The sequence below is a fragment of the Sphingobacterium multivorum genome (genome assembly GCF_900457465.1).
GTDB lineage: Bacteria > Bacteroidota > Bacteroidia > Sphingobacteriales > Sphingobacteriaceae > Sphingobacterium > Sphingobacterium multivorum.
Genome location: NZ_UAUU01000011.1, coordinates 970,899 through 993,552 on the forward strand (window position 1 = coordinate 970,899; position 22,654 = coordinate 993,552).

22 protein-coding genes are annotated in these 22,654 nt (G+C 43.4%); 19 read left to right on the top strand and 3 right to left on the bottom strand.

What is annotated here, in order from left to right:
- The first annotated feature begins 1 nt into the window (after position 1).
- Genes DTA23_RS21430 through DTA23_RS21440 form a run of 3 tightly spaced genes read left to right on the top strand, consistent with a single transcriptional unit; the run spans position 2 to position 6,067 of the window.
- Positions 2 to 1,540 (top strand): TlpA family protein disulfide reductase, encoded by a 1,539-nt coding sequence (locus tag DTA23_RS21430; protein WP_112375972.1) that lies wholly within the window; start codon positions 2 to 4, stop codon positions 1,538 to 1,540.
- On the top strand, positions 1,537 to 4,704 hold the full coding sequence (locus DTA23_RS21435) for a SusC/RagA family TonB-linked outer membrane protein (protein ID WP_112375973.1): 3,168 nt from the start codon (positions 1,537 to 1,539) through the stop codon (positions 4,702 to 4,704). The genes DTA23_RS21430 and DTA23_RS21435 overlap by 4 nt, the downstream gene beginning before the upstream one ends.
- Positions 4,705 to 4,708: 4 nt before the next feature.
- Positions 4,709 to 6,067 (top strand): RagB/SusD family nutrient uptake outer membrane protein, encoded by a 1,359-nt coding sequence (locus tag DTA23_RS21440; RefSeq protein WP_112375974.1) that lies wholly within the window; start codon positions 4,709 to 4,711, stop codon positions 6,065 to 6,067.
- Positions 6,068 to 6,111: 44 nt separating this feature from the next.
- Here the strand turns inward: DTA23_RS21440 and DTA23_RS21445 are convergent, their stop codons facing one another.
- From DTA23_RS21445 to DTA23_RS21455, 3 genes are all read right to left on the bottom strand, one after another.
- On the bottom strand, positions 6,112 to 6,441 hold the full coding sequence (locus tag DTA23_RS21445; RefSeq protein WP_112375975.1) for a hypothetical protein: 330 nt from the start codon (positions 6,439 to 6,441) through the stop codon (positions 6,112 to 6,114).
- A 142-nt stretch (positions 6,442 to 6,583) separates the two neighbouring features.
- Positions 6,584 to 7,141: a MauE/DoxX family redox-associated membrane protein gene (locus DTA23_RS21450; protein WP_112375976.1), complete on the bottom strand. Its 558-nt coding sequence runs from the start codon at positions 7,139 to 7,141 to the stop codon at positions 6,584 to 6,586.
- Between the two features lie 108 nt (positions 7,142 to 7,249).
- A complete protein-coding gene (locus DTA23_RS21455; RefSeq protein WP_112375977.1) occupies positions 7,250 to 8,272 on the bottom strand; it encodes a helix-turn-helix domain-containing protein in 1,023 nt (340 codons plus the stop codon).
- A 303-nt stretch (positions 8,273 to 8,575) separates the two neighbouring features.
- Between DTA23_RS21455 and DTA23_RS27250 the strand changes: the two genes are divergently transcribed.
- From DTA23_RS27250 to DTA23_RS21525, 16 genes are all read left to right on the top strand, one after another.
- Positions 8,576 to 8,737 (top strand): hypothetical protein, encoded by a 162-nt coding sequence (locus DTA23_RS27250; RefSeq protein ID WP_172462483.1) that lies wholly within the window; start codon positions 8,576 to 8,578, stop codon positions 8,735 to 8,737.
- A 65-nt stretch (positions 8,738 to 8,802) separates the two neighbouring features.
- A complete protein-coding gene (locus DTA23_RS21460) occupies positions 8,803 to 9,786 on the top strand; it encodes a hypothetical protein (RefSeq protein WP_112375978.1) in 984 nt (327 codons plus the stop codon).
- A 114-nt stretch (positions 9,787 to 9,900) separates the two neighbouring features.
- Positions 9,901 to 10,932: a LytS family sensor histidine kinase gene (locus DTA23_RS21465; RefSeq protein WP_112375979.1), complete on the top strand. Its 1,032-nt coding sequence runs from the start codon at positions 9,901 to 9,903 to the stop codon at positions 10,930 to 10,932.
- 1 nt (position 10,933) lies between these two features.
- The gene (locus DTA23_RS21470) at positions 10,934 to 11,785 is read left to right on the top strand and encodes a LytR/AlgR family response regulator transcription factor (RefSeq protein WP_070568219.1); all 852 of its coding nucleotides are present in this window, start codon (positions 10,934 to 10,936) and stop codon (positions 11,783 to 11,785) included.
- A gap of 16 nt (positions 11,786 to 11,801) precedes the next feature.
- Positions 11,802 to 12,107, top strand: coding sequence for a MerR family transcriptional regulator (locus DTA23_RS21475; protein WP_146753173.1), 306 nt, complete (start codon positions 11,802 to 11,804; stop codon positions 12,105 to 12,107).
- A gap of 447 nt (positions 12,108 to 12,554) precedes the next feature.
- A complete protein-coding gene (locus tag DTA23_RS21480; protein ID WP_070568213.1) occupies positions 12,555 to 13,199 on the top strand; it encodes a DUF6266 family protein in 645 nt (214 codons plus the stop codon).
- Positions 13,200 to 13,256: 57 nt separating this feature from the next.
- On the top strand, positions 13,257 to 13,805 hold the full coding sequence (locus tag DTA23_RS21485) for a DUF6266 family protein (protein ID WP_112375981.1): 549 nt from the start codon (positions 13,257 to 13,259) through the stop codon (positions 13,803 to 13,805).
- A 17-nt stretch (positions 13,806 to 13,822) separates the two neighbouring features.
- Positions 13,823 to 14,209, top strand: coding sequence for a hypothetical protein (locus DTA23_RS21490; RefSeq protein WP_112375982.1), 387 nt, complete (start codon positions 13,823 to 13,825; stop codon positions 14,207 to 14,209).
- A 77-nt stretch (positions 14,210 to 14,286) separates the two neighbouring features.
- Positions 14,287 to 14,742 (top strand): CHAP domain-containing protein, encoded by a 456-nt coding sequence (locus DTA23_RS21495; RefSeq protein WP_256604591.1) that lies wholly within the window; start codon positions 14,287 to 14,289, stop codon positions 14,740 to 14,742.
- Positions 14,743 to 14,750: 8 nt separating this feature from the next.
- Positions 14,751 to 15,200, top strand: coding sequence for a hypothetical protein (locus DTA23_RS21500; RefSeq protein WP_172462484.1), 450 nt, complete (start codon positions 14,751 to 14,753; stop codon positions 15,198 to 15,200).
- A 246-nt stretch (positions 15,201 to 15,446) separates the two neighbouring features.
- Positions 15,447 to 16,061 carry an RNA polymerase sigma factor gene (locus DTA23_RS21505; RefSeq protein ID WP_239468827.1) on the top strand — a complete coding sequence of 205 codons (615 nt, stop codon included), beginning with the start codon at positions 15,447 to 15,449 and terminating at the stop codon, positions 16,059 to 16,061.
- 104 nt (positions 16,062 to 16,165) lie between these two features.
- Positions 16,166 to 16,945 carry a FecR family protein gene (locus tag DTA23_RS21510; protein WP_172462485.1) on the top strand — a complete coding sequence of 260 codons (780 nt, stop codon included), beginning with the start codon at positions 16,166 to 16,168 and terminating at the stop codon, positions 16,943 to 16,945.
- Positions 16,921 to 17,337, top strand: a complete 417-nt coding sequence (locus tag DTA23_RS21515) for a FecR family protein (RefSeq protein ID WP_112375987.1) — start codon at positions 16,921 to 16,923, stop codon at positions 17,335 to 17,337. Before DTA23_RS21510 ends, DTA23_RS21515 begins: the two co-directional genes overlap by 25 nt.
- A gap of 369 nt (positions 17,338 to 17,706) precedes the next feature.
- Positions 17,707 to 19,299 (top strand): SusC/RagA family TonB-linked outer membrane protein, encoded by a 1,593-nt coding sequence (locus DTA23_RS28020; RefSeq protein ID WP_218565436.1) that lies wholly within the window; start codon positions 17,707 to 17,709, stop codon positions 19,297 to 19,299.
- A 7-nt stretch (positions 19,300 to 19,306) separates the two neighbouring features.
- A complete protein-coding gene (locus DTA23_RS28025; RefSeq protein ID WP_256604594.1) occupies positions 19,307 to 20,989 on the top strand; it encodes a SusC/RagA family TonB-linked outer membrane protein in 1,683 nt (560 codons plus the stop codon).
- An 11-nt stretch (positions 20,990 to 21,000) separates the two neighbouring features.
- Positions 21,001 to 22,626: a RagB/SusD family nutrient uptake outer membrane protein gene (locus DTA23_RS21525; RefSeq protein ID WP_112375988.1), complete on the top strand. Its 1,626-nt coding sequence runs from the start codon at positions 21,001 to 21,003 to the stop codon at positions 22,624 to 22,626.
- Positions 22,627 to 22,654: the final 28 nt, after the last annotated feature.

The following is a 22,654-nucleotide window of genomic DNA, read 5'->3' on the forward strand; positions in this document are numbered from 1 at the left end:
AATGATGAAAAAATTAAAACTACAATCCAATAGCAGCGCATTGCTGCATATGCAAATACTAAAGATCACGGTACTTGTGATCTTATATTTTCTAGTTTCTATGTTTAGTTTATCAGCTCAGACGCCCCGCAAGGATAGCGGGGCCGATGGGCTACTAATCAAATATCTCAAAATAGGGGATACTATCCCGCAGGCTCTTTGGGATATACAGCTTGATGTCGTAGGGCATCAGACAGGGGCCAAACAATTGACGCTCCGCGACTATAAGGATAAGAAACTGATTATTCTAGATTTCTGGGCTACCTGGTGCTCCTCGTGCATAGCCTCATTCCCTGGTCTCTATAAATTGCAGGACGATATGGACGGCCTAGTCAAAGTACTTTCAGTTACTTACCAAGATCGTGCTGCTGTCGAGAAATTTATTAGCAAAAGTGAGTTTATACAAACCCATGGATTGGCTAATAGGTTTTCCTCCATTGTCAACGACAAGCTGCTGACCAAGTTTTTTGATAAAGACGCAATCCCATTTACAGTCTGTATTGACAACAATGGTGTGGTACGTGCACAAGCAATGCCGAGTGAACTAAATGCGCTTGCTTTGAAGCAGATGATCAAAGACCGAAATGCAGTGCCCGTAGCGGCCAAAGTACTCGCATTTGACCAGCCATTATTGCAGCCTTATTATGATGCTAAGATCATCAATTATTATTACAGCTCCTTACTGCCCTATGGTCAGGGGATATCGCAGGCAAGCAGTTTTACGGTGGACTCCACGCATCAGTATAAGCACCTCGTTGTACCCAATCTCAATGTATTTATGCAATATGGTATCGCATTGCAAAATGCTCAAAATTATATTGCCGGTCTTTCCAAGATTCGCGCTAGACGTATACTCGAAATAAATGCTCCCGATAGTATAATCCACAGATTGGAGCAGGATCGGAATTTCTGGAAATATACCTACGAATCGGTAAGCCCAATGCTATGGAATGATAATACCGTTTACAAAAAAATGGAAAGCGACCTCAATTTCTATCTCGGAATGAAAGCATCTTATCAATTACGTGATGTTGAATGCTTGGTGATGCGCCGTGCTGATGGTAAAAAGCCTCGCCAAAGTAAGGAATTGGCTAAGGTACCAACGGTCATATTGAACGGTCTGGTGGAGAACGATGGGAGCTCAGACGGCAAGTTTTTGCAAAAGGCACAGCTTGGAAACGATAAGCCAAAGAATGCATTTATTGGCGTTGAAATAAAAAATATCCCCAATCTGTTTAACCTGAGGTCTTTCTCGGTATTGCCCTTTATGATCGATGAAACAGGGCTTGATGAAAGGATAGACTTACCGCTTTCCGATAATCTCAGCGATATAGACCAATTGAAACAGGCATTTGCAGTACAGGGACTGACTTTATCACTTGAAAGGCGGAAGATGATCATGTTCGTCTTAACACAGGATGGATTTAAAGAAAGTGGTAGTGTAATGAAATTGACGCGCTACGGTTATGTAGCTAAGGGAAGAAAGGAGCTGATACGATGAAAAAATATCTTTTAGTCGTGTTGATTTGTGTCGTATTTTGTTTGAAAACATTCGCACAGGGACAAGCAATCAGGGTTCAGGATCGCGATACAAAACTGCCTATTGCTGCTGTATCTATTAAAGATTGCGAAGGAAAGGCTTTCGGAGCCACGGATGCAAAAGGAGAGTTGTTACTGAAAGGACATATAAGCTGTCTTGTTTTTCGACGCCTTGGTTATCACCCTGATACCCTATCGCTGGAAGCGCTAAACCGACATAGTTGGTTGGTATACCTCACACCTCTGGTCAATGAATTGGAAGAGGTACAGGTATCGACAGGTTATCAGACCCTACCCAAAGAGAGAGCAACCGGAGCTTTTGACCTGATCGGGAAAAAGGAACTGGATAGACAGATAGGTTCTAATATTCTTAATAGATTGGATGGACTGAGTAGTGCCATACTTTTTGATAAACGTGGTGGCAATCCGAGCAATTTTATGGTCAGGGGCCTGAGTACGATTACCGAAACCATCAAAGGTCCATTGATTGTGGTGGATAACTTTCCTTATGAGGGCGATATCAATGATATTAATCCCAATGATGTGGAAAATATTAGCGTATTGAAAGACGCTGCTGCGACGTCTATTTGGGGTGCTAAGGCTGGCAATGGCGTGGTCGTCATTACGCTAAAGAAAGGGAAATTTGATATGCCGATCCGTCTTTCGGTAACGAGTAATATCTCCGTGATTGATAGGGAGGATCCCTATTATCGATCGCAGGTAGACAATTCAACCTATATCGAGGTGGAGCGACTTCTCTTTAATCAGGGCTATTACGACAATACGCTCAATAATAAGGTGTATAATCCTGTGGTAAGTCCTGTGGTTGAGCTCTTAAACGATCATCGTAATAAGTTGATCGACGACTCGGCCTTGGAATCCCAATTGAATGCAATTGCTCAGGGAAACTTGCGTGCTGATATAGCGCGGTACCTGCGTCAAAAGGGAATTAATCAACAGTATAATGTGCAGCTGAGTACTGGAAGCGAGAAGCTGGCGTCTATTTGGTCGGCCGGATTTGATAGGGTAAGAAGTAATATTGTCGGCAATGAAAATAGTCGGTTTACACTTCGTACAGAGCAGACCTGGCGACCGATTTCTAAATTGGTACTTACGGGGGGAATGCAGTTCAATGCAAATAAAGTGACCAACAATGGTATTTCATCCTTAGCAATCGGAAGTGCTGGGCTAGCTTATCCTTATTCGCGGCTATTGGATAGCGATGGCAATCCGAGTCGATTGGAGCAGAACTACAGAAGTCGTTTTCTGGATACGCTGGGCGAAGGCAAATTGTTGGATTGGTCGTATTATCCCTTGGCAGATCAGAAACTATTGGATAAGACGGATAATACGAATGTGCTGAAATTTGACCTTGCAGCAGCGTATGAATGGATAAAAGGGCTGCGGTCTGAATTGCGGTACCAGTATTTTACATCGAATGGCCTCCTCGAGGATCGGATGGATCATAACTCATTTTATGTGCGCGATCTCATCAATAAATATAGCCAGTTAAAAGGTAATGTCATTGAGCGTCCTATTCCACTGGGTGATATTTTGGATAGAACTTCAAACAGACAGTATGGTCACAATATGCGGGCACAGATTTCCTACGATAAACAATCTAGCCTGGGCGATCTGAATGTGTTGATAGGTGGGGAGGTAAGGGACAATCGGGGGCTACTGCACACTTATCGGCAGTACGGATACGACAATGAACTCAACATATCCCAACCTGTTGATTATCGCACAATTTTTACTTACTACGCTGGCCTTGGAAGCAATACGATCTGGTATAACTTTAATGATGAACGTAATGTAGACCGTTTTGTCTCCGTTTTCTTCAACGGATCGTATAATCTGCTCAAAAAGTATACAGTTTCAGCAAGCGCGCGTCGTGATGCATCAAATCTGTTCGGTGTAAATACCAACAATAGATGGAAACCGCTGTGGTCAATTGGTGGTATGTGGAATGTCGATCGCGAAAGTTTCTATAACTGGGCTTGGATGCCGCACTTAATCTTACGGGCGACCTACGGAAAAAGTGGAAATGTAAACAATTCAGTTCCTGCACAGACGACCATAACCTATAACTCCAGTCCCGGTGTACTGGGGGGATTCACCAATGCCTATGTCAATAATCCGCCCAATCCAGACCTGCGATGGGAGGATGTAAGCCAGTTAAATTTTGGACTCGACTTTGGCCTAAAGCACAATCGAGTGACTGGATCGGTAGCTTACTTCAATAAAAAAGCAACCGATTTGATCGCCATTGTGAATGTTGATCCAACTGTAGGTGTCGATTATTTAAAAAGAAATGCCGCAAGCCTGCGTACACAGGGCTGGGAAGTACAGCTCAATACGCTCAACATCGATGCCCCGTTGCAATGGCGTACCACCTGGTTATTTTCGTCCAATAAAACCCGGATTATGAACTATAGCTATCGGTCAAACGTGAATGCTGATATGGTAAATTCGGGCCAATCGCTTACACCAATAGAGGGTTATGCTGCTTATAATCTAGTCAGTTACCGGTTTATGGGACTCACAGCTGATGCCGGTAATCCTCAGTTTAGTGTGAACGGACAGCCTTATTCCAATTATGGCGATTTAAGGTCCAAAGTTTCTCTTGAAGATCTGGTATTCCATGGATCTGCACTTCCTGAACAGTTCGGGAGTATCAGAAACAGTTTTACTTTCGGTGCTTGGGAAGCCGGTATCAATATCGCTTATCGTTTCAATTATTTTTTTAGAAGAGAATCCGTCAATTATTCCTCCTTATCCTCCAATATTCCGCTACACAGTGATTATTACAATAGATGGCAAAAAACGGGTGATGAGGCGACGACTAATGTTCCTGCATTCAATTACCCATTGAATTCCAACAGGGATCAGTTTTATATGAACTCCGACATTTTGGTCGAGAAAGGTGATAACATCACTTTGCAGGATATTAGCTTGATCTACCGCCTGAAACCCAAACTGGGCTATTTCAAAAGTATTTCCTTACAGGCTTATGCCCGCAATCTTGGTGTGATCTGGAAGGCGACCAAGCTAGATTTGGATCCAAATGGAATTACTATGCGGATTCCCTCGCAATTTTCACTAGGTATAAACGCTCAATTTTAATACGATGAAGACAAACATAATTTCAACTATACTATGCTGCTTGTTGATAATAGTGGTAGGATGTAATAAATTCTTGGATGAGAAATCCAAAAGTTCATTGGCAGTTCCCAAAACATTGAAAGATCTACAGGCTTTAATGGATTATGAGCTCTATACCGTACGCAGCTTTCCGATCGGGATGGATGTCGCCTCTGACTATTATTTTATGAACGATAAAGACGTGAAGAGTTTGGCGGCAGAATTAAGTGATGTTTATCTTTTGAATAACGAACAGACTAAATTGACAGACTGGACCGAAAGCTACAAAAAGATTATGTATGCAAATATCGTTTTGGATAACGTTGATCAGGCAGATTTAGACGGTATGTCAAATTCGGAAAGGGATTTGGTCAAGGGAACGGCGTTGTTTCACAGGGGATGGAATTTATTCTGGCTGGCTCAGGAGTTTTCGCAGGCTTATGAAGCTGGTACTGCAAAGAACGAGCTTGGCATCCCACTTCGTACGACCTCAGATATCAATGTTAACTTTCAACGTACTAATCTGGAAGATACTTTTTTGCAAATCACCAAAGATCTTCGGGATGCGGCTGGTCTGCTCCCCAATCTGCCGCTCAAAAAGACGAGACCATCCAAAGCTGCCGCTTATGCTGTACTGGCCAGGGTGTTCCTCTACATGGGGAATGTAAGTGAAGCCTTAAACTATGCGAATCTTTCCTTAGCGATCCAAAAGGATCTTATTGATTATAGGATGGTGTCGCCAACAGCGGCAATTCCATTTGAATTAATGAATAAGGAAGTTATCTTTCATAGTGGTATGGCGTCATCAGGTGGCATATTTACGGGAACAAAATCTTTTGTCGACACAGTACTGTTTGAACAGTACAACGGAGGTGATTTGAGGAAGACACTGTATTACAAAAAAAATGCAAATGGATTTTACAATTTCAAAGGAAACTATGCGGGTACAATAGGAAGCTATGCATTTTGCGGTCTTGCAGTAGATGAACTTTATTTGATTAAAGCCGAATGTGAAGCAAGGTCAAATCAGTTGATTGATGCTGGTAATACGATGGTTGAATTGTTGAAAGCACGTTATGAAACAAGCAAGCTACCCATTGTACCCGCTGGAAAGGCTGAACTGATCGACTTTATATTGAGCGAACGTAAAAAGGAACTGGCTTTTCGCTTTGGTACGCGATGGTCGGACATAAAACGGCTGAATAAGCACTATAATGCGGGCATTCGAATCGTACGTAACTTTGATGGAAAGGAATATATTTTAGAACCTAACGATAAGCGATTTGCGCTATTGATCCCATACTCGGTTGTCGTTGCTGGAGGGCTTGTCCAGAATCCACGATAGATAGGAAAGGGCGAACCACCGCCCTTTCCTATTTTTTGCAGATCTTAATTTTCCGCGCGATAGAACACATGACTAGTTGGCGTTCCTGAATTGATTTCAGATTTAAGCTCGTTTGTCATTTGTGGTTTACCAGCACCGTCATTTTCAGCTTTGATACCACATAGAACTTCGTCGCTTGGACATAATGTGGCAATATCACCCGAATATGGCTGGTAATTATTTGGGTCGGTCAGATCACCACTTGGATTAATGACTTCCCATGATTGCTCAGTAGTGCTTGTTGCTTTTCTACTGATTTCATTGGCGTGTCCAGCATAGACACCCAATCCCAAAACTGCTCCTAGTATTGGGACAAATAATTTTACTTTTTTCATGTTGTTGATATTTATAGTTTATAAATGCAGGTTGGTAGTTTCTAATCCTTCAATATCTTGTCTCGGCGACTTGCCTTGTCGTAGGTTTATCGATATATCTGAATTGTCGCAATCCCGAAAGAAGATATCGCTCAACTATTGACTACCTTTCCTGCTGGTCGAATCCCCGTCGGGATTCGCTATGCATAGTTTTTATTGCTTTTTTTAGTTTGTATTCCATCAGCCATGCCGGTGCCGCAAGTAAAGTAACCGCCAGATTGAATTGAAAATGTTGTTTCCAGCTCATTTTCTCAAATACTTTTCCGCAGGCACAGGGCACATAACCATAGATTTCGATATAAGCCAAATAGGCATAGATCGAATAGGCTGTCATTAATAAAATAGCTAGCCCCAAGCCCCATATCCTTACCTGTGGAATACACATCAGGAGGACAGTCCCCAGCTCCAACATCGGAAGCAAATAGCTCAAAATGGACATCGACCATTGCGGAAGAGGCTGTTTGTGAAGTTGACTCACAAATGCTGCATGGTTAAATACTTTTCCAAGTCCAGTGAAGAAAAGTAATAGGATCAGCATGACTAATGCGGTCAGAATATACCACTCCATATAGGTTTGCCATTTTATTCGTTGAATTTTTTTATCAACTTTACTTGCCACGCCAGCTCCATCATACTGTCTATATTTTCCGTTTTCTTTCATCGCCGTTTTTGTTAATCGCTTACTAAGTTTTACAATGCTAAATTACAGCGATAAAAGGGCGAGCGTTAAGCAGAAAACAAGCGATCGATTGGCAGAAAACAGGATTGGTTAGGAAGGCGGTTCTTGAGCACCTTGGGCAGATAAGGGGTCATTGCTTGCATTTTCCTGCTGTTGCTTAAAAGATCCCGGAGTAAGACCTGTCTGGTTTTTGACAAATTTGTTGAGTTCAATAACACTGCTGAATCCACACTCTTCGGCCGTGGTAGCCAATTTTTCATTGCCCACGATAATGGAAGCAATATACTCCAGCAACATTTGGTTGCGGTAGTCGTGAAATGTGCATCCATAAGTTTTTTTGTGTTCTTCGTTAATATAGTCTCTGGATTTAGATAGTACTTCGGCTATATCCGATAACCGGACCTGAGCCCCTTGGTGTAGCACCATCATTTGCAATAAATTTCGTGCCCGGTCGATCAATTTTTCCTTGCCCTCCTCGCTTATCTTAAACCGGCTTAGCTGGATCAGAAAGATCAGCTGCTTTAAGAGCATATGTTCATTGTCGAGGATATTGGGGTTGATCTTGCTGAAAAGCAATTGTAGCTGCCGTTTGGTGACATCACCAACATGAAAGGTAATGCTCTTGCCCGACTGAGCTGACTGATTTTTCTTCGCTTGTACCAGGTACTCTAAAAAACTAAAATGCCGATTGGCGGGCGGGCGAAAGAGCCCCGCATCCAAAATAAAGCCCACCAGTATATGATGACCCTTGGGGACAGTAAGTCGGTATTCGCCTTTGGCAAGATAAAGATAAGCGCCCCGCCCTTCGACAAATTCCGTAACAAAATCCTGTGTGTAATGGCTTTGTCTTAAGGGGAACTCACTCAGCAAAGGGTAAGTAAGATGTAGGTCGCCCATGGAGGTATATATGGGGATGTTTTCTTCATGTTCCATCCAAAATTCATAATAATAGAGATAGCCATAGCGGCCATCAAAAGTCTGCTCGCAGATGCAGTTATGTACCGATTGCCAATGCTGTACCTGGGCATTGCGAATAGGATAAACCGGACGCTGTGGCGGAGAGGTAACAGGCTCATATTCCTGTGGCAGGACAAAGTCATAACTTCTTTCCATAAAAAGCAACTTTAGATAATAAAGGCTGGTTTAACTGCTTGATTTTCTGTTTTTAATCCGTCAAAAAATGAATTCTACTAAAAGATGATCAGGTTACCAAAAAAAAGTGTGCATAGGTCTGGGGAGATGGCGAACAGGTCTAGAAGTAGGGTGAATTTTAACGGGCTAAAAAATTAGCGGTTCACCCTGATCCACAACCGATGTACCCAAAAATGAAGTTGATGTCTTGGATTTCTGCCAAATTCGCCACTGTGATCACCCCGCTTTCCTGGCCGGAAAGCAAAGCGACCAAACGGGGCAAGTTTGGTGCTGGACGAATACAAAAAAGATGAAATCAATATGGAACAGCTCTTTATAGAATTGCAGCTTTTGGCTAACCAGGCGCTTTGCACGTTTTCCCATGCGGAAACAGCTCAGCTCTTGAGCGACACCGAAGAGGAAAAATGTGATATCTACTACTTCTAAGTATTAGTAGTAACCTGATGGGTGATCCGGACACCCTTTTTTGATAACCAATTAGTCGAACTCGTATGAACAATATACCTCAAAGTATGGGGAATGACCCCGATTTAATGGCAGATACATTAGCTCTGAATAGCCACAGCTGGTACAGATCGCTCAAAGCTGTAGCACTCTTATACCACTGGCAATTGATTCCGCATGCAGGGGCCCTAATCCATTTCTTGCGGATACATCAGGAATGGTCCAATCAGCAGCATTATCAGGTAGATGACAATTTATTAGCGCAGCTGATCAAAGCCTGGCCTGGGAACGATCCGGGGCCTCGCATCTGGGCTTGCTTACATATTGGTCCATATGGCCTGATCGCAAGGGCATTGATGCTGCTGGGGCATAAGCTGGCCATATTATTGCGTTCGGATGTTTTTGAAGCACAGGGACAGATTTACAGGAAGCAGTTCCGGCTCTCCTTTGGCCGGGAAGCGACCGAGGACGAATTAATCTTCATTCGTGCTGATCAGGGCAATCCGCTCTTAAAGCTCAGGGAAGCACTGCGGAAGAACTACGACCTGATCTTTTTTATCGATGGGCAGCTTAGTGCTGGTCCCGCCTCAAAGGGATGGGTACCAGTCAGACTGCATGGATCGGAGCTGCTTTTACGGGAAGGGATCGCTATCCTGAGCTATTGGACAAGAATACCGATTAGAACTGCCATCATGACAATTGTAGATGGGCAGATAACGCTTCGCTGTGGAGAGGACGGACGATATGTGAACAGTAAATCCGACTACCAACCGGCACTGCAGCATATCCTTGATCTTGTAGGGGACCTTGCTGCGGAAGAATTGATCCAATGGGAATGCTTGCCAGCAATCTTTGATCATGAGCTGCAGATAAAACAAGAGCAGATGCCTTTACAAAGCTGTTGGCTTCCGATTGTTGTGGGGGAGGAAAGAATGCTCTTTGATCTGGCGACTCGCCGTTCGGTGGTTATTGGAATCAAGGAATTTGAAATAGCCTGTCAAAAGTTCAGAAAAATATGGTTGAACGTTTAAACGTATTTTTTTTGGGCTAAGGTTGTGTAAATCTTCTTTATTTGATAAATTGTCTCTTAAAATAATTTATTTGTTAAAATAAAGATTTGTTTTTTCTTATTACCTAAACCAATTATGAGCAAGGACAGGATTCTTAAACCATTATCGGCGCGATTTCACTTTATTTTTTGGGGTGGCTATTTTGCTTGGATTAGCCTAGTCAATATCTATAAATTCGGCTGGTGGCATGTATTTGTTATCATAGTAATGGCCCCTTTAATGTTGGGCATTAGCTATACGAATCGGGCTTGGTTGCGACGTGCGCTATTTAGGCGTTTTACCTTGCAACGGATGGGCATCATGATCGGTTATTTTTTGCTGACAGCCCTGGCAGTTTTTCTGCTGCTATATCAATTTCCGACAGAGCTTAGCCGGAAAGTACTCAAAAACCCCAAATTGTTCAGAGCGGTAGACTTTGGAATCGACGTATTTACTTTCTATGTGACTTTTGTGCTCAAAGGCATTTTAATTCTGGCTATTGAGATCATTTACAATCTCAGTGCAGGTCTTTTCAGGCATTTGGGATGGAAAAGAATACATTCTCTAGAAAGTCTGAAAGCAAGGCTTTTTCGTAACTGGGCCGTTCATTTCATGGGCAATCTGACACAGAGCTTTACCCGTCTGGTACGAAAGCGACCTGCAGTTCTGAACCGAATAGAATTGTTCTTTGGTCTGGAAGCCTATGCTATACGAACGATGAACTTTAGACAGCATATATCGGGAAAATTGGAAGATGAGCTCTTTTATCTGAAGCAGCTGATGCGCCTGTATGGTGAGCATCACATTCATCTGCAGTCGGATATTCAGGACTGGAGCCATCCGATTATTCCCATGATGCTATTGAGCCTGTATAAAAATATGGTCAAACACGGCGATTATAGCGACAGCTCTTTTGAAAGTATTATTTATGTGTTTAGTGATATGGAGAGGGTATCAATAAGTTGTACCAATAAGGTTTCATCACAGTCTGCCTGGATCTTTGAAGAAGGAGGCACTGGTTTAGAACAATTGACAAAATTGCTCCGTCTGGAATACGGCGAAGCATTTTCCTTGATAAAACAAATGGCTGACGGCATATTTTACTTGAACTTGGATATAAATTTTTAACATGGATACAATAAAAAAAATATTAAAGCAGGAGGGACGGCTCCAAAAAATCTGTGTGGGGATTGTGGATGATGATCCTGATGTTGTAGATGATCTTAAAAGATACGTAGACTTGACAGATGGTGTCGAATGTGTGTATGCGACGACCAATCCCAAGGAAGCCTTAGTGGCTTTGCGTCGCTTAAAACTGGATATTCTATTTCTTGATATTGAGATGCCCATCGTTGGGGGACTGGATATTTTGGGGCAGCTGGAAAGTCTCAAGCGGGGCAACACGGGTATTGCTAATCTTCAGGTGATTGTTTGCAGCACGAATAGAGAAGTAGGCGACAAAATGTTTCACTACGAGGTAACCGATTATTTTCTCAAGCCCTTCGAACAGGAACGTTTTTATAAAGCTATGGACAGAGCAAAAAAGAGAATTCAGCATTATGGTTTAAATAACTTGAATGATGATAATAAGTGCTTTTTCTATGGGGAACGGGGGGCTGTAAAAAAGAGGCTAAACTATGATGAGATCTGTTATATTGAAGCAAAAAATAATCAGACCAGAATATGGATGAATGATAAAACTTTCGTTGAAGTCAACGAATCGTTCGGTAATATGCTCGCCCTGTTACCCAAGGCGAGTTTTGCACAGGTACACCGAAGTGTTGCGGTTTCTCTCAAGCACGTGCTGGGAGTGACTGCCCATCATGTATTCCTTCCTGATATAGAAATAAACCGCGGTGAAAAGGGAAAATACCAATATTTTGACCAGTGGATTGAGCAGAATTCCATTAGTGGTAAGTTTCAGATACATGGTATCGTCAGAGAGGGAAAAGAGATGACGAACACGAGTCAAAGGATGTAATGTTAATACTGATTTTATGAAGATAATTTTGAATAAAACACGAAAAAATACACATAAAGGGAATGATGCTACGATATTGTTTGCCCTCCATATGCTGTACAGCAAATTGCAAAAAATGCAAATCAAGAATGAAATCGCTGATGAAGGCGTTTCGGCCTGGTGGGATGCGGCTTACGTACAGGAATTTGTCGGTATCAGCGAGAGAACCTTATACCGATACCAGCATAAGGGGATGCTCGGAACGGTACGTAAGGAAAATGGCAAACGCCTGTTTTTGCAGACCAGCGTAGAACGGTTTAAACGTGCCTACTGGAATCTGTAAATCCAGGATGGATTGAGATTATTTTTGGGGTCTTTCGTTTTCGGAGGACCTTTTTTATTTTGTCTTTCGGAGCAATACCTGACCAACACCTACCCATCTTCAACCTTTCGCCTGCCTTTGTTCGACCGTTCCTTGGGTTTTCTTCGGGTGGCCATCGGGATCTGTTCGGGTGTGACCCGAAGCGGACCGCATGAAAACTGCTGGAAAGCCCGAGCAGCGTCGGGACTTGCTTGGGTGTTGGTCGGATGCAAGTGTATAAAAAGGATGGTATATGGGGGCTGTCCTGCCAGCTCCCTGCCTAATTACCGAACTGCTCCTGCCAATGTTCTGTCAGTCTTTTTGTTGATGTATGTTTTTGTTTTTTAAGTTTTTACGTTTGTGGTGTCAGGCTTAAATACCGGTATGTCTTAGCCACTGACAAGGGTTTAATTTTTAAAAAACAGAAAAATGGGAACAATAGTAAATGGAATAAACGGAGGTATAAGCGGTAAGACCGGCTCCGTGATAGGCTCCAGCTGGAAGAGTATCAACTACCTCAAAGGGCTTTATAAAAAAAGTAATAAACCGGCTAGTCAGGAGCAGCTGATCACGCAGGCAAAGTTCAAATTGCTGATGCGTTTTTTAATGCCCATCAATTCGTACCTGCAGGTCGGATTCGGACAGAAAAAAGCCGATCGGCAGACACCCCTCAATGCTGCGTTTCAGTTTAATCTGCCTTTGGCTATCCAGGGTACTTATCCGGGCTTTACACTGGACTATAGTAAAATCCGAATTGCCGACGGAGCTTTTTTTCTGGGGCCGCCCCAAGGTGCGTCTTTCGCCGATGAAGAGATGACAGTCACCTGGGATTCGAACAACAATGACATCTACGGCTCAGCAGATGATGACGGTGTGTACATCATCGGGTATCATCCCGAACAGGACGAGTTTTTGGCACCCTCTATCGTGCCAACCCGACAGGTAGGTACCACGACTTTTGTAGTGCCTGCACATTTGCTCGGTGGCTCGGCGCATCTGTGGATCTTTATGGCCGACCGCAAGAAAAAGCGCGTATCCAAAAGTAGTTATTTGGGGCTGATACAGCTCATTTAGTTATTCATAGGGAATATCGTCCGCTATGGATGATATTCCCCTCTATTTTTTTCTATTATGAAGAAAAAATCAAATAAGAAACGGTCTGCTGCCCAACTTGACCAGCAGAAACGTTTTGCGCTGGCAATGAGTTTTTTGTCACCGCTGAAATCGATTCTGGCTGATGGATATAAATTTCTAGCCAAACGAAAAAAAAGACTGGTATATCCCTTTAACCTCGCCCTTTCACATGTGCTTAACATGGCCATTGCTGAAGAGGAAGAGGGGCCTTTTGTGGATCCCGAAAAAGTATGGCTCAGCGACGGCACGTTGCCTGGGGTGTTGGTCTCAGATATAGTCGAGGAAACTGGGCGGATACTGGTCAGTTACGAAAGTTTTTCCTCATTTTGTGCCTGGGATGATCATGTCAAACTGATCGCATATCAGGTGAAAGAAGGTGTGGCGATACGAAGTCAGCGCCTAGCCTTGCGCAGCGAGAAACAGGTCGCCTTGGATATCCCGCCTTCACTGCTCGGAAAAGAGCTCTTGCTTTATATTGTCTGCTGCGAAAGAGATGGTATAAAGTATGCACGGAGCCAGTATCTAGGGACTTATCTGATTAAATAATTTTTTAAAAAAGTAAAATGGAATATGTACAAAAACAAATGGTCTCCGATATCGAGGATATCTATTGGCCTTTAACGGGAAGGCAGCTGCTTGGCATCGTACTGGCCTGTCTTCTTTTATTTTTTATTTTATCGGGATTCTTGCTACAAGCAATCGATCCGACAGCTGGGGTATTGGATCTTGGTATCCTCTCCATCCTGCTCTTTGGTATACTTGCTGGCTTGGCCGCTATATATTGCTGCTTTTGGCTTCAGGAAATGCTATGGCAGCCCTTTAAGTTTTTCCGGCAGGAATTTAGTTTTCACTTTAATCAATTGACCTCATGGCAACAATGCATTATCTATTTTTCGGTTTTCTTTCTATCGCTGTTCTCGTTCTTGGCCGTGCTCGCAATGCTGCTGTAGACGACAAGAGCCTGACAGGCAACTATACTGAGATGCTAAGCACCGATCCCGCAGTGGAGCATGGGAATGACACATCAGTGAAACGCTACGCCAGTTCGGGGGTACGCGAACGCATTGTCGATATTGCGGTACACGAAATCGGCGTGCGAGAGGCGACTGGCCACAACGATGGCAAGCGGGTCGAGGAATACCTGGCGTATACTGGACTTGGAAAGGGCCATGCCTGGTGTGCGGCTTTTGCCTCCTGGTGTTACGGCAAAGCTGGACTAGCAGCTCCGCGGAATGCCTGGAGCCCGGCACTTTTTCCATTAGCCCGGCGTTATACGGCCCAGCAGATCAATCAGGGGACTGTGCGGCAGGCAGATCTCTTCGCCATCTATAGCTCCAGTCTTCAGCGTATCAACCATGTGGGGATTGTGCGGAAAAAGGAGGGCAATTGGATCGTGACTGTGGAAGGGAATGCAGATAATCGTGTGTTGTGCAAGCGGCGTCCCTTGGCTACCATTTATGCGTTTTCAAATTGGCTGGACTGAAAGGAGGAATGATGAAAACAAGGCTATACCAGATCGTATCTTACGGGGGACTTTTATCCTTGCTGATCTCCTGCAAGATCTACGAAAATAAAAAATATCAGAAACAACAAGAAACGGATACGCGCCGGCAATATACCGAGCAGCTCCAAAGGTTATATTCCGATCATCAGGATACGCTTTCCCGACTTTGGTATTTTTGGACGGACAGCGCTTTCCGTTTCTCCCCAGATAGTGGTCTATCTGCCCGGTCGGGAGGTTTAGTATGGCATGAGTCCGCCAAAAGAGTCCGTAAACAGGTATTGGAGCTGACTGAAAAAAGCAAACAGGAAAATCAGAAGCAGATCAACATTGAAAAACGTGGCAGGCAATTGCTAGCTGTCCAGCAGGTTTGGATCATCGGTTTCGCCTTGCTTCTTTTTCTCCTTTGGCGATGGTATAGATCTCGTCTATTGCCTTAGTTTGTTTTTGGAAGGAGGCCTAGAGAAAGGCTTTGCGAGCTATCGTTGGGATATGAAGGGGATACGGATTATTAACCGTAATCTCCTTTTTTATGCGGTAAGAATTCCTGTTATACAAGATTGAAAAAATCGAAATTTCTTCATCTTTTTAAATTTTTATTTAAAAAAGCAAAACCGTTTTAGTTTTGTTATATTTGTTCGTAACCAAATTAAGGGAGTAATCTACAACTTACTAGGACACAGTGCGTGAAAGACCAACTTATGAAATATTCCTGCAATACTGAAGAGAAGTCTGTCTTGATCTCCCTTCGTTCCGGCTGCCAGCGTGCTTTCCGGCAGGTTTACAGTATGTATAGTGGGCGTATTTATCTCAACATCCGTAAGATGGTCAAGTCGGAAGAAGACGCAGTCGAACTATTACAGGAAGTATTTATTAAAGTATGGGATAAGCGGGAGTTGATTGATCCCGAGCAGCCTTTTCGATCTTATTTATTCCAGATCGCCAAATATACTGTCTATAATTTTATCCGACGAAATAATCTCGAAAAGCAAGTCCAGGCCTATGTTAGCCTTCACAACACAGCCTTGTACAGTCACGTCGAAGAAGAACTCTATGAAAAGCAGTATGAAGAATGGCTGTCACAGACCATTGACCAACTGCCGCCGCAACGCAAACTGATCTATAATCTTTGTAAAATTGAGGGCAAAACCTACGCCGAAGTAAGCGACTTATTGAGTATATCGACTTCTACAATTAACGACCATATCGTAAAAGCCACGAAATATATAAAAGAGAAGCATGGGATCCTGGATAAATCCACATTGCTCATTATTTCTTTTATACTTCTCCAACAGCATTAACGCATAAAATTTTCATTCCACAGAAAAAAAGTAAAATAAATTCGCAGCCAGAGCAGATGACGTTTCCCGCTGAAGTGTATTAGCTGAAAAGAGGGTAACCAATTGTGGAAAAGAAAACACTTCGATATAAGTTAAGGCGCTATATACAGGGAAAACTTAGCGAGGAAAATTCCCGTGCGTTTTTGTCCTATGTAAAATCAGGCAAGGATAAAATATTACTTCAAGAACTCATCCAGGAGGTTTTGGACGATCCCATCGATCAACATCTGTTGGATGATCCAACCTTATTGGCAGTACTGGATAATACCTGGGACCAATTGCATCTTCAGATCAATAAACCGAAAACAAGATCGCTGTGGGATTGGAAACGTATCGGCGCAATCGCGGCAGCTATTATCGGGCTATTATTTATTGGTCGCTGGTTTCTTGTCGTTGAAAATAAAAGCGTAGCTCCGCAAGCTGCACAAAATGTAATATCGCCCGGAAAACAATCCGCAACCTTAACGCTGGCCAACGGCAAGCAGATTCGTCTACATGAAACACAAAACGGTCGGCTTGTGGAAGAGTCGGGCATAAGGATATCTAAAACGACGGATGGCCAATTGATTTACGAGGTCAGCGGTAAGACGCAGGGCGAAATCGAGCAAAATACCTTATCGACAACCAAAGGAGAAACCTATCGGATTAAACTACCTGATGGTACACAGGTATGGCTCAATGCGGCCTCTTCGCTCAGCTATCCGGTTAGTTTTGCCAATCAAAGGGAAAGAACTGTCACACTCACCGGTGAAGCTTATTTTGAAGTGGCGAAGGATGCCAAACAGCCCTTTATTGTGCAGCAGCAGATCAGCAGGTCAAAGTGCTCGGTACTCATTTCAATGTAAACAGTTATGCCGACGAATCGGCGGTACAGACCACTCTTCTTGAAGGTCGTGTGCAGGTCAGTTCCCATAATCAAAAATTGCTATTAGCGCCGGGAGAGCAGTCGAGCCTTACAGCTCATGGGGTGCTAAAATCCCACCCGATAGATACAGCTCCGATTATTGCCTGGACAAACAACGAATTTATGTTCGATGAAGATGATATCGAAAGCGTCATGCGCAAGGTTGCACGCTGGTATAATGTCGAGGTCATCTATCAGGGTAAAAAAACAACTGAGAAATTTGGTGGCGGAATATCGCGTTTTGATGATGTTCAAAAGGTCTTAAGCCTGCTCGAAAAAACGGGTGCCGTCCATTTCAGAATAGACGGAAAAAAAATACATGTACTTCCGTAATGATCCTGAAAATAATTAATTACACAATAACCTAAATAAACGAACCGATGAACAAAAAACGACAAAACGAATAGCCACCAAGGTGGGGTATAAAAAAGCAACCAAGATCCTGAAGGGACTCGGTTGCCGTTTGGGACAATTAAATTTAACTATCCAATCTGCAGTATGTTTCTGTTTTGGACGACTCGAATACACTGCAAATAAACCTTACAAATGTATCAAAATTATATCAGAAAAAAGGAGATAGCATATCTGCTATTCCGTAAACTATGGCTTATTATGCGATTGACAACCATAATTATCTTGGTTACTTTTATGCAGGTTAGCGCTACCACCTTTGCACAAAAGGTAACATTAGAATATTCCAACATGAGCCTTAAGAAAATATTTAGGGAACTCAAATCCCAGACGGGATACAATTTTCTGTACACGGAACGGCAGATGGTAAACGCGAAGTCTGTTGACATCAAAGTTAGGGACCGTCAATTGTCGGATGTATTGGACCAGATCTTTAAAGATCAGCCCTTGTCTTATCAGTTGGATAATAAGACAGTGGTCATTTACGATAAGCCAAAAGCTTCCATAAAGTCCGCACCGATGGAGTTTACGATGACCCCAAATCAGGTTCCTATAAAAGGACGTGTGACCAATGAACGTGGTGAACCTCTCGCAAATGTCTCTGTGCGGGTCAAAGGAAATGAATCTTTAGGTACTACCACCAATGGTGATGGTATGTTTACGCTCACAAACCTTTCGCCCAAAGCAACCCTGATATTCTCCTCTGTTGGTTATGATGCTTTGACCGGGGAACTGTCTTCCCTGCGGACCGATGGATCGGGGCAGCTCAATGTAATCATGAAAAATAGCAACAGTCAGCTCGAGGAAGTTATCGTAATCGGCTATGGTACCACGACACGTCAGCGTGTTGTCGGGGCCGTTGATCAGATCAGTGCGAAGACTTTCGAAAACCGACCTGTAGGCAATGTAACGCAAGCTCTTCAGGGAGCCTCGCCCAGCTTGACCATCCAACAGAAAAGCATGGACCCCAATGATAATTCGATGAATATCAATATTCGTGGGATATCTACCATAAACAGTAATGCACCGCTGGTGGTGATCGATGGAATTATTACAGAAGGTGGAACGCTCAATAAGATCAATCCGGATGATATCGAAACGGTGTCGGTATTGAAAGACGCAGGTTCTACAGCGATATACGGTTCGAGGTCCGCAAATGGCGTTATTTTGGTAACCACCAAAAGAGGACGCCAAAATCAGCGGCCCGCAGTGACTGTCGGCACGCAGTGGGGCGTGCAAGAACCCAAAATTTTATTTTCACCGGTTGCAGGATATGAAAACGCGACCCTTCGTAATCTTGCGCTGACCAACTCAGGAATGGATCCACAGTTCTCACCGGAGGCTATCGCAGACTTATATGCCCATCAGGATATCGAGCGGTGGAACTTGCCGGAAATCATGAAAAACTCTTTCCAGCAAAAATATAATATCAGTGTGGCCGGGGGCGGCGATAAAAGTTCCTATTTGTTTTCAGGCGGCTTCTACAATCAGCCCAGCAACTTTGTCGGACAGGACTTTGGCATTAAGCGGTACAATTTGCGGAGTAATCTCAGTACAGAGATAGGCCGTTTTAAACTGACCTCAATCTTAGCCTATACCCGCAACAACAACATGAGCAACACGGCCGGAAGTGCCATTATCAATGCTTCAAGACTTCCGCCTTATTACTACTACCGCATGCAGGCCGATAATGGAAAATACCTTGTCAACAATGCACTGACAGATCAAAATCCTTTGGCTGAATTGAATGAAGGTGGCTATATCAAAAACGATAACGACTATTTTAATATCAACCTGAATCTCGAAGCAAAACTGTTCGAAGGTTTAAAAACTGCGTGGTATCTTCGGAGCGGACATCTATGCAGATCACCGTTCTATCCGTAGAATCCAGGTGCCATTATATTCCAATCCGGATGCCACGCAAGCTCAGGTCTACGTCAATTCAGACCGCAATACGGAAGATTTTAACGAAAAAGCGTCCTTACTGAACTTTCAGCTGCTCCTGGATTATGACCGAACTTTTGGCAGTCATCATGTATCAGGTCTGTTTGGAGCATCCAACGAATCCTATACACGCCGACAAAACGAACTGAAAATGAAATTTACTGATCCTGTCCTCGGTACACCTACCACAGGGACAGTCATTGATCCTGTGAGTGCCCGTGTGACACCAAATGGGACACTGCAAAATAGTATCAATTCGATCTTCGGTCGTGCCGGATACGACTTTGCAAGTAAGTATTTTGCCGAATTTAGCTTTCGCTACGATGGATCTTCTAAGTTCTCAAAAGCTAATCGCTGGGGCTTCTTTCCTTCGGGATCCCTCGGATGGCGGGCATCCGACGAAGTATTTATGAATTGGTATAAACAACATGTCGGTAGCCTAAAAATCCGATCTACCTATGGTGTTCTTGGCAATCAGGCCGTAGACGACTACGCCTATTATTTTACCTATGAATCCTATCAGAACAGTTATGGATTTAACAACAAACCTGTTTCTGCTGCGGGATTTAATTATGCCAGTCTGGATCTACGCTGGGAGAAAACCTATAATTTCAATGTTGGGTTGGATGCCAGCTTCTTTCATGATAAATTAACGGCCAGTTTCGATTATTTTAAAAAGCGTACAGTTGATATCTTGATGTCGCCACAAATACCTTCCACATTCGGAACCTCCCTAAAGAATCAGAATTTAGGTGAGATGAACAATGAGGGCTGGGAAATCAACCTTAGCTACCGTGCGACAACAGGCGATTTCCAACATACGATCAATGCGAATATGGGCGATAGTCACAATAAGATTATTGCGATGCCCGGTGATGACCGTATTTCAACAGTCGATAACATTACTAAATTGACGCGTGTTGGGCTACCTTATAATTCCTACTATGGGTACAAGATGGCCGGATTCTTCCAAAATATCACGGATATTGAAACTTCGGCCTTGCCGAGCGGTATTACTGCAGCAGATCTGCGCCCGGGCGATGTAAAGTATGTGGATCGGAATAACGATGGAATTATCGATGCACGGGATCGCTTTGTGTTGGGCAATGGTTTCCCGCGGTTTACATTTGGGCTGACCTATAACCTGAATTATAAAGATTTTGATTTTAGTATGTTCTGGCAGGGGGTAGGCAAGCGCGATATGATGATCCGCGGAGAATTGATCGAACCATTTCATCAGAATTATTCATATACCATTTATCAGCATCAACTCGATTACTGGACACCGACTAATATTGATGGACGCTGGCCACGATTGACTGCAAACGGATCAACAGCATCGACCAACAATTTTGGGAAAGATTCTGATCTCTATCTTTTCAACGGGAAATACGCGCGATTGAAAAATATACAGGTAGGTTATTCGTTGCCAAAAGAACTAGTGTCGAAATTGGGATTGCAGCGCGTTCGCTTTTTTATCAATGCCCAAAACTTGCTGACTTTGAGCAAAAACTCCTGGATAGATCCCGAATCCTCCGAATTTGATTCTAACATGGGTGGTTCGGCCAATAGTGCCCGCAATTATCCGACGTTGAAATACTATGGCGGTGGATTAAATATTCAATTCTAACCTTTTATGTAATGAAACTATATAAGATACTTGTAGGAGGCTTGAGTTTAATGGCAATTCTCCAATTAACATCCTGTAATAAGTTGGATACGCTGCCAACAGATCGTTTTACCGATGAAAATTTTTGGGACTACGCAGACAATGCCGAAAAAATCGTCAATATGGCCTATAATCAGCTGTATTCAGCAGATCGTATGTGGAATGATGAAGCCCTGAGTGATAATATTTTTGAGGGGCGCTCAAACACAGACCAGCGTGCGATCCGTAATGGAACTGCCGATCCGACACTGGGCCGCTTTGGGGCAGAGTGGTCCGATCTCTACGGCGGTATTAAGACCTGCCATGTCTATCTAGAGAATGTGGAGCGTGTACCCGGAATGGACCCGGCACTCAAAAAACGCCGTACCGCCGAGGTGCGCTTTATCCGTGCATTTCTCTATTTTAGACTTGTTAATTTCTATGGCGCTGTGCCTTTCTTCACGAAAGATATCTCACTGGAAGAGTCCAAGACTTTACCACGGACAGAAAAAGCGACTATTATGGCATTTATCCATCAAGAGTTGGATCAATGCATGGCCGATCTACCGAACAAAGATGCTTTACCGGCAGACGACCGCGGCCGGATTACCAAGGGCGCCGCTTCAGCCTTTCAAGCCCGTGCCTACCTGTATGAAAGCAACTGGAATAAAGTAGTGGAGTACTGTGAAAATCTGATGAAAAAACAAACGGAATTTGGAACTTACGCATTATTCCGCAGTTATCCGGAGCTGTTTACTGCAGCCAATGAATACAATTCAGAAGTTATTCTGGATTATGCCTATGTACCTCTTTTAAAAACCTGGAATAAGTTATATGATGCAGCACCAATCTCTGCACAGGCACGTTTAAACGGATATGCACCATTACAAAGTCTGGTTGATAATTATTTGACACTGGGCGGAAATACCATTGCTACGGATCCGCAATATAACGACAGTAATCCCTATGTCAACCGCGATCCACGCATGGCTGCAACCATCGTTTTTCATGGCGGACAATGGACAGATTTTGACGGTACAACACGCAAGATTTTTATCAAACCCGGCTCGGGTACAACCGATAAGGAACGCCTCGACGAATATCAGGGTGCCAGTGCCAACGCTTCCGCGACAGGTTATTACGTAAAGAAATACTACGATGTAACAGCAACAGTAAAATACGATGCCGGATTGAACATCATCATGTTCAGGTACGCCGATATCTTATTGATGTATGCTGAAGCAAAAGAAGCACTGGGACAACTGAATGCCGCAGTATGGGACATGACGATCAGACCTATTCGTCAGCGGGCTGGTTTTGAAGCATCAAAAGCGCTGGACTTCCCGACGACCGGAGACCTGAAGACAATTGTCCGAAATGAGCGGAGAAGCGAGCTTGCACTTGAGGGATTGCGTTACTATGATATCATGCGCTGGAAGGCGGGTAAAACTTATTTGGACGGCCAGGTATTGGGTGCTAAATATGGTGGTAACAATAGCAATATCAAACTGGATATTCGTCGATTTGATGAAAGTAGAGACTATCTCTGGTCGATACCACGAACCCAGATCGATCTAAATAAAAATTTATTGCCTAACAATCAGGGCTACTCAAACTAAACTTAATTAAAAAATTAGCGCAAACGTC

Coding starts and splice junctions, on each gene's coding strand:
- DTA23_RS28020 (WP_218565436.1), top strand. CDS start 17,707: ATGAGCCTTAAGAAAATATTTAGGGAACTCAAATCCCAGACGGGATAC.
- DTA23_RS21450 (WP_112375976.1), bottom strand. CDS start 7,141: ATGAAAGAAAACGGAAAATATAGACAGTATGATGGAGCTGGCGTGGCA.
- DTA23_RS21480 (WP_070568213.1), top strand. CDS start 12,555: ATGGGAACAATAGTAAATGGAATAAACGGAGGTATAAGCGGTAAGACC.
- DTA23_RS21485 (WP_112375981.1), top strand. CDS start 13,257: ATGAAGAAAAAATCAAATAAGAAACGGTCTGCTGCCCAACTTGACCAG.
- DTA23_RS21435 (WP_112375973.1), top strand. CDS start 1,537: ATGAAAAAATATCTTTTAGTCGTGTTGATTTGTGTCGTATTTTGTTTG.
- DTA23_RS21455 (WP_112375977.1), bottom strand. CDS start 8,272: ATGGAAAGAAGTTATGACTTTGTCCTGCCACAGGAATATGAGCCTGTT.
- DTA23_RS21465 (WP_112375979.1), top strand. CDS start 9,901: ATGAGCAAGGACAGGATTCTTAAACCATTATCGGCGCGATTTCACTTT.
- DTA23_RS21470 (WP_070568219.1), top strand. CDS start 10,934: ATGGATACAATAAAAAAAATATTAAAGCAGGAGGGACGGCTCCAAAAA.
- DTA23_RS21475 (WP_146753173.1), top strand. CDS start 11,802: ATGAAGATAATTTTGAATAAAACACGAAAAAATACACATAAAGGGAAT.
- DTA23_RS21500 (WP_172462484.1), top strand. CDS start 14,751: ATGATGAAAACAAGGCTATACCAGATCGTATCTTACGGGGGACTTTTA.
- DTA23_RS21440 (WP_112375974.1), top strand. CDS start 4,709: ATGAAGACAAACATAATTTCAACTATACTATGCTGCTTGTTGATAATA.
- DTA23_RS21445 (WP_112375975.1), bottom strand. CDS start 6,441: ATGAAAAAAGTAAAATTATTTGTCCCAATACTAGGAGCAGTTTTGGGA.
- DTA23_RS21430 (WP_112375972.1), top strand. CDS start 2: ATGATGAAAAAATTAAAACTACAATCCAATAGCAGCGCATTGCTGCAT.
- DTA23_RS21460 (WP_112375978.1), top strand. CDS start 8,803: ATGAACAATATACCTCAAAGTATGGGGAATGACCCCGATTTAATGGCA.
- DTA23_RS21490 (WP_112375982.1), top strand. CDS start 13,823: ATGGAATATGTACAAAAACAAATGGTCTCCGATATCGAGGATATCTAT.
- DTA23_RS21525 (WP_112375988.1), top strand. CDS start 21,001: ATGAAACTATATAAGATACTTGTAGGAGGCTTGAGTTTAATGGCAATT.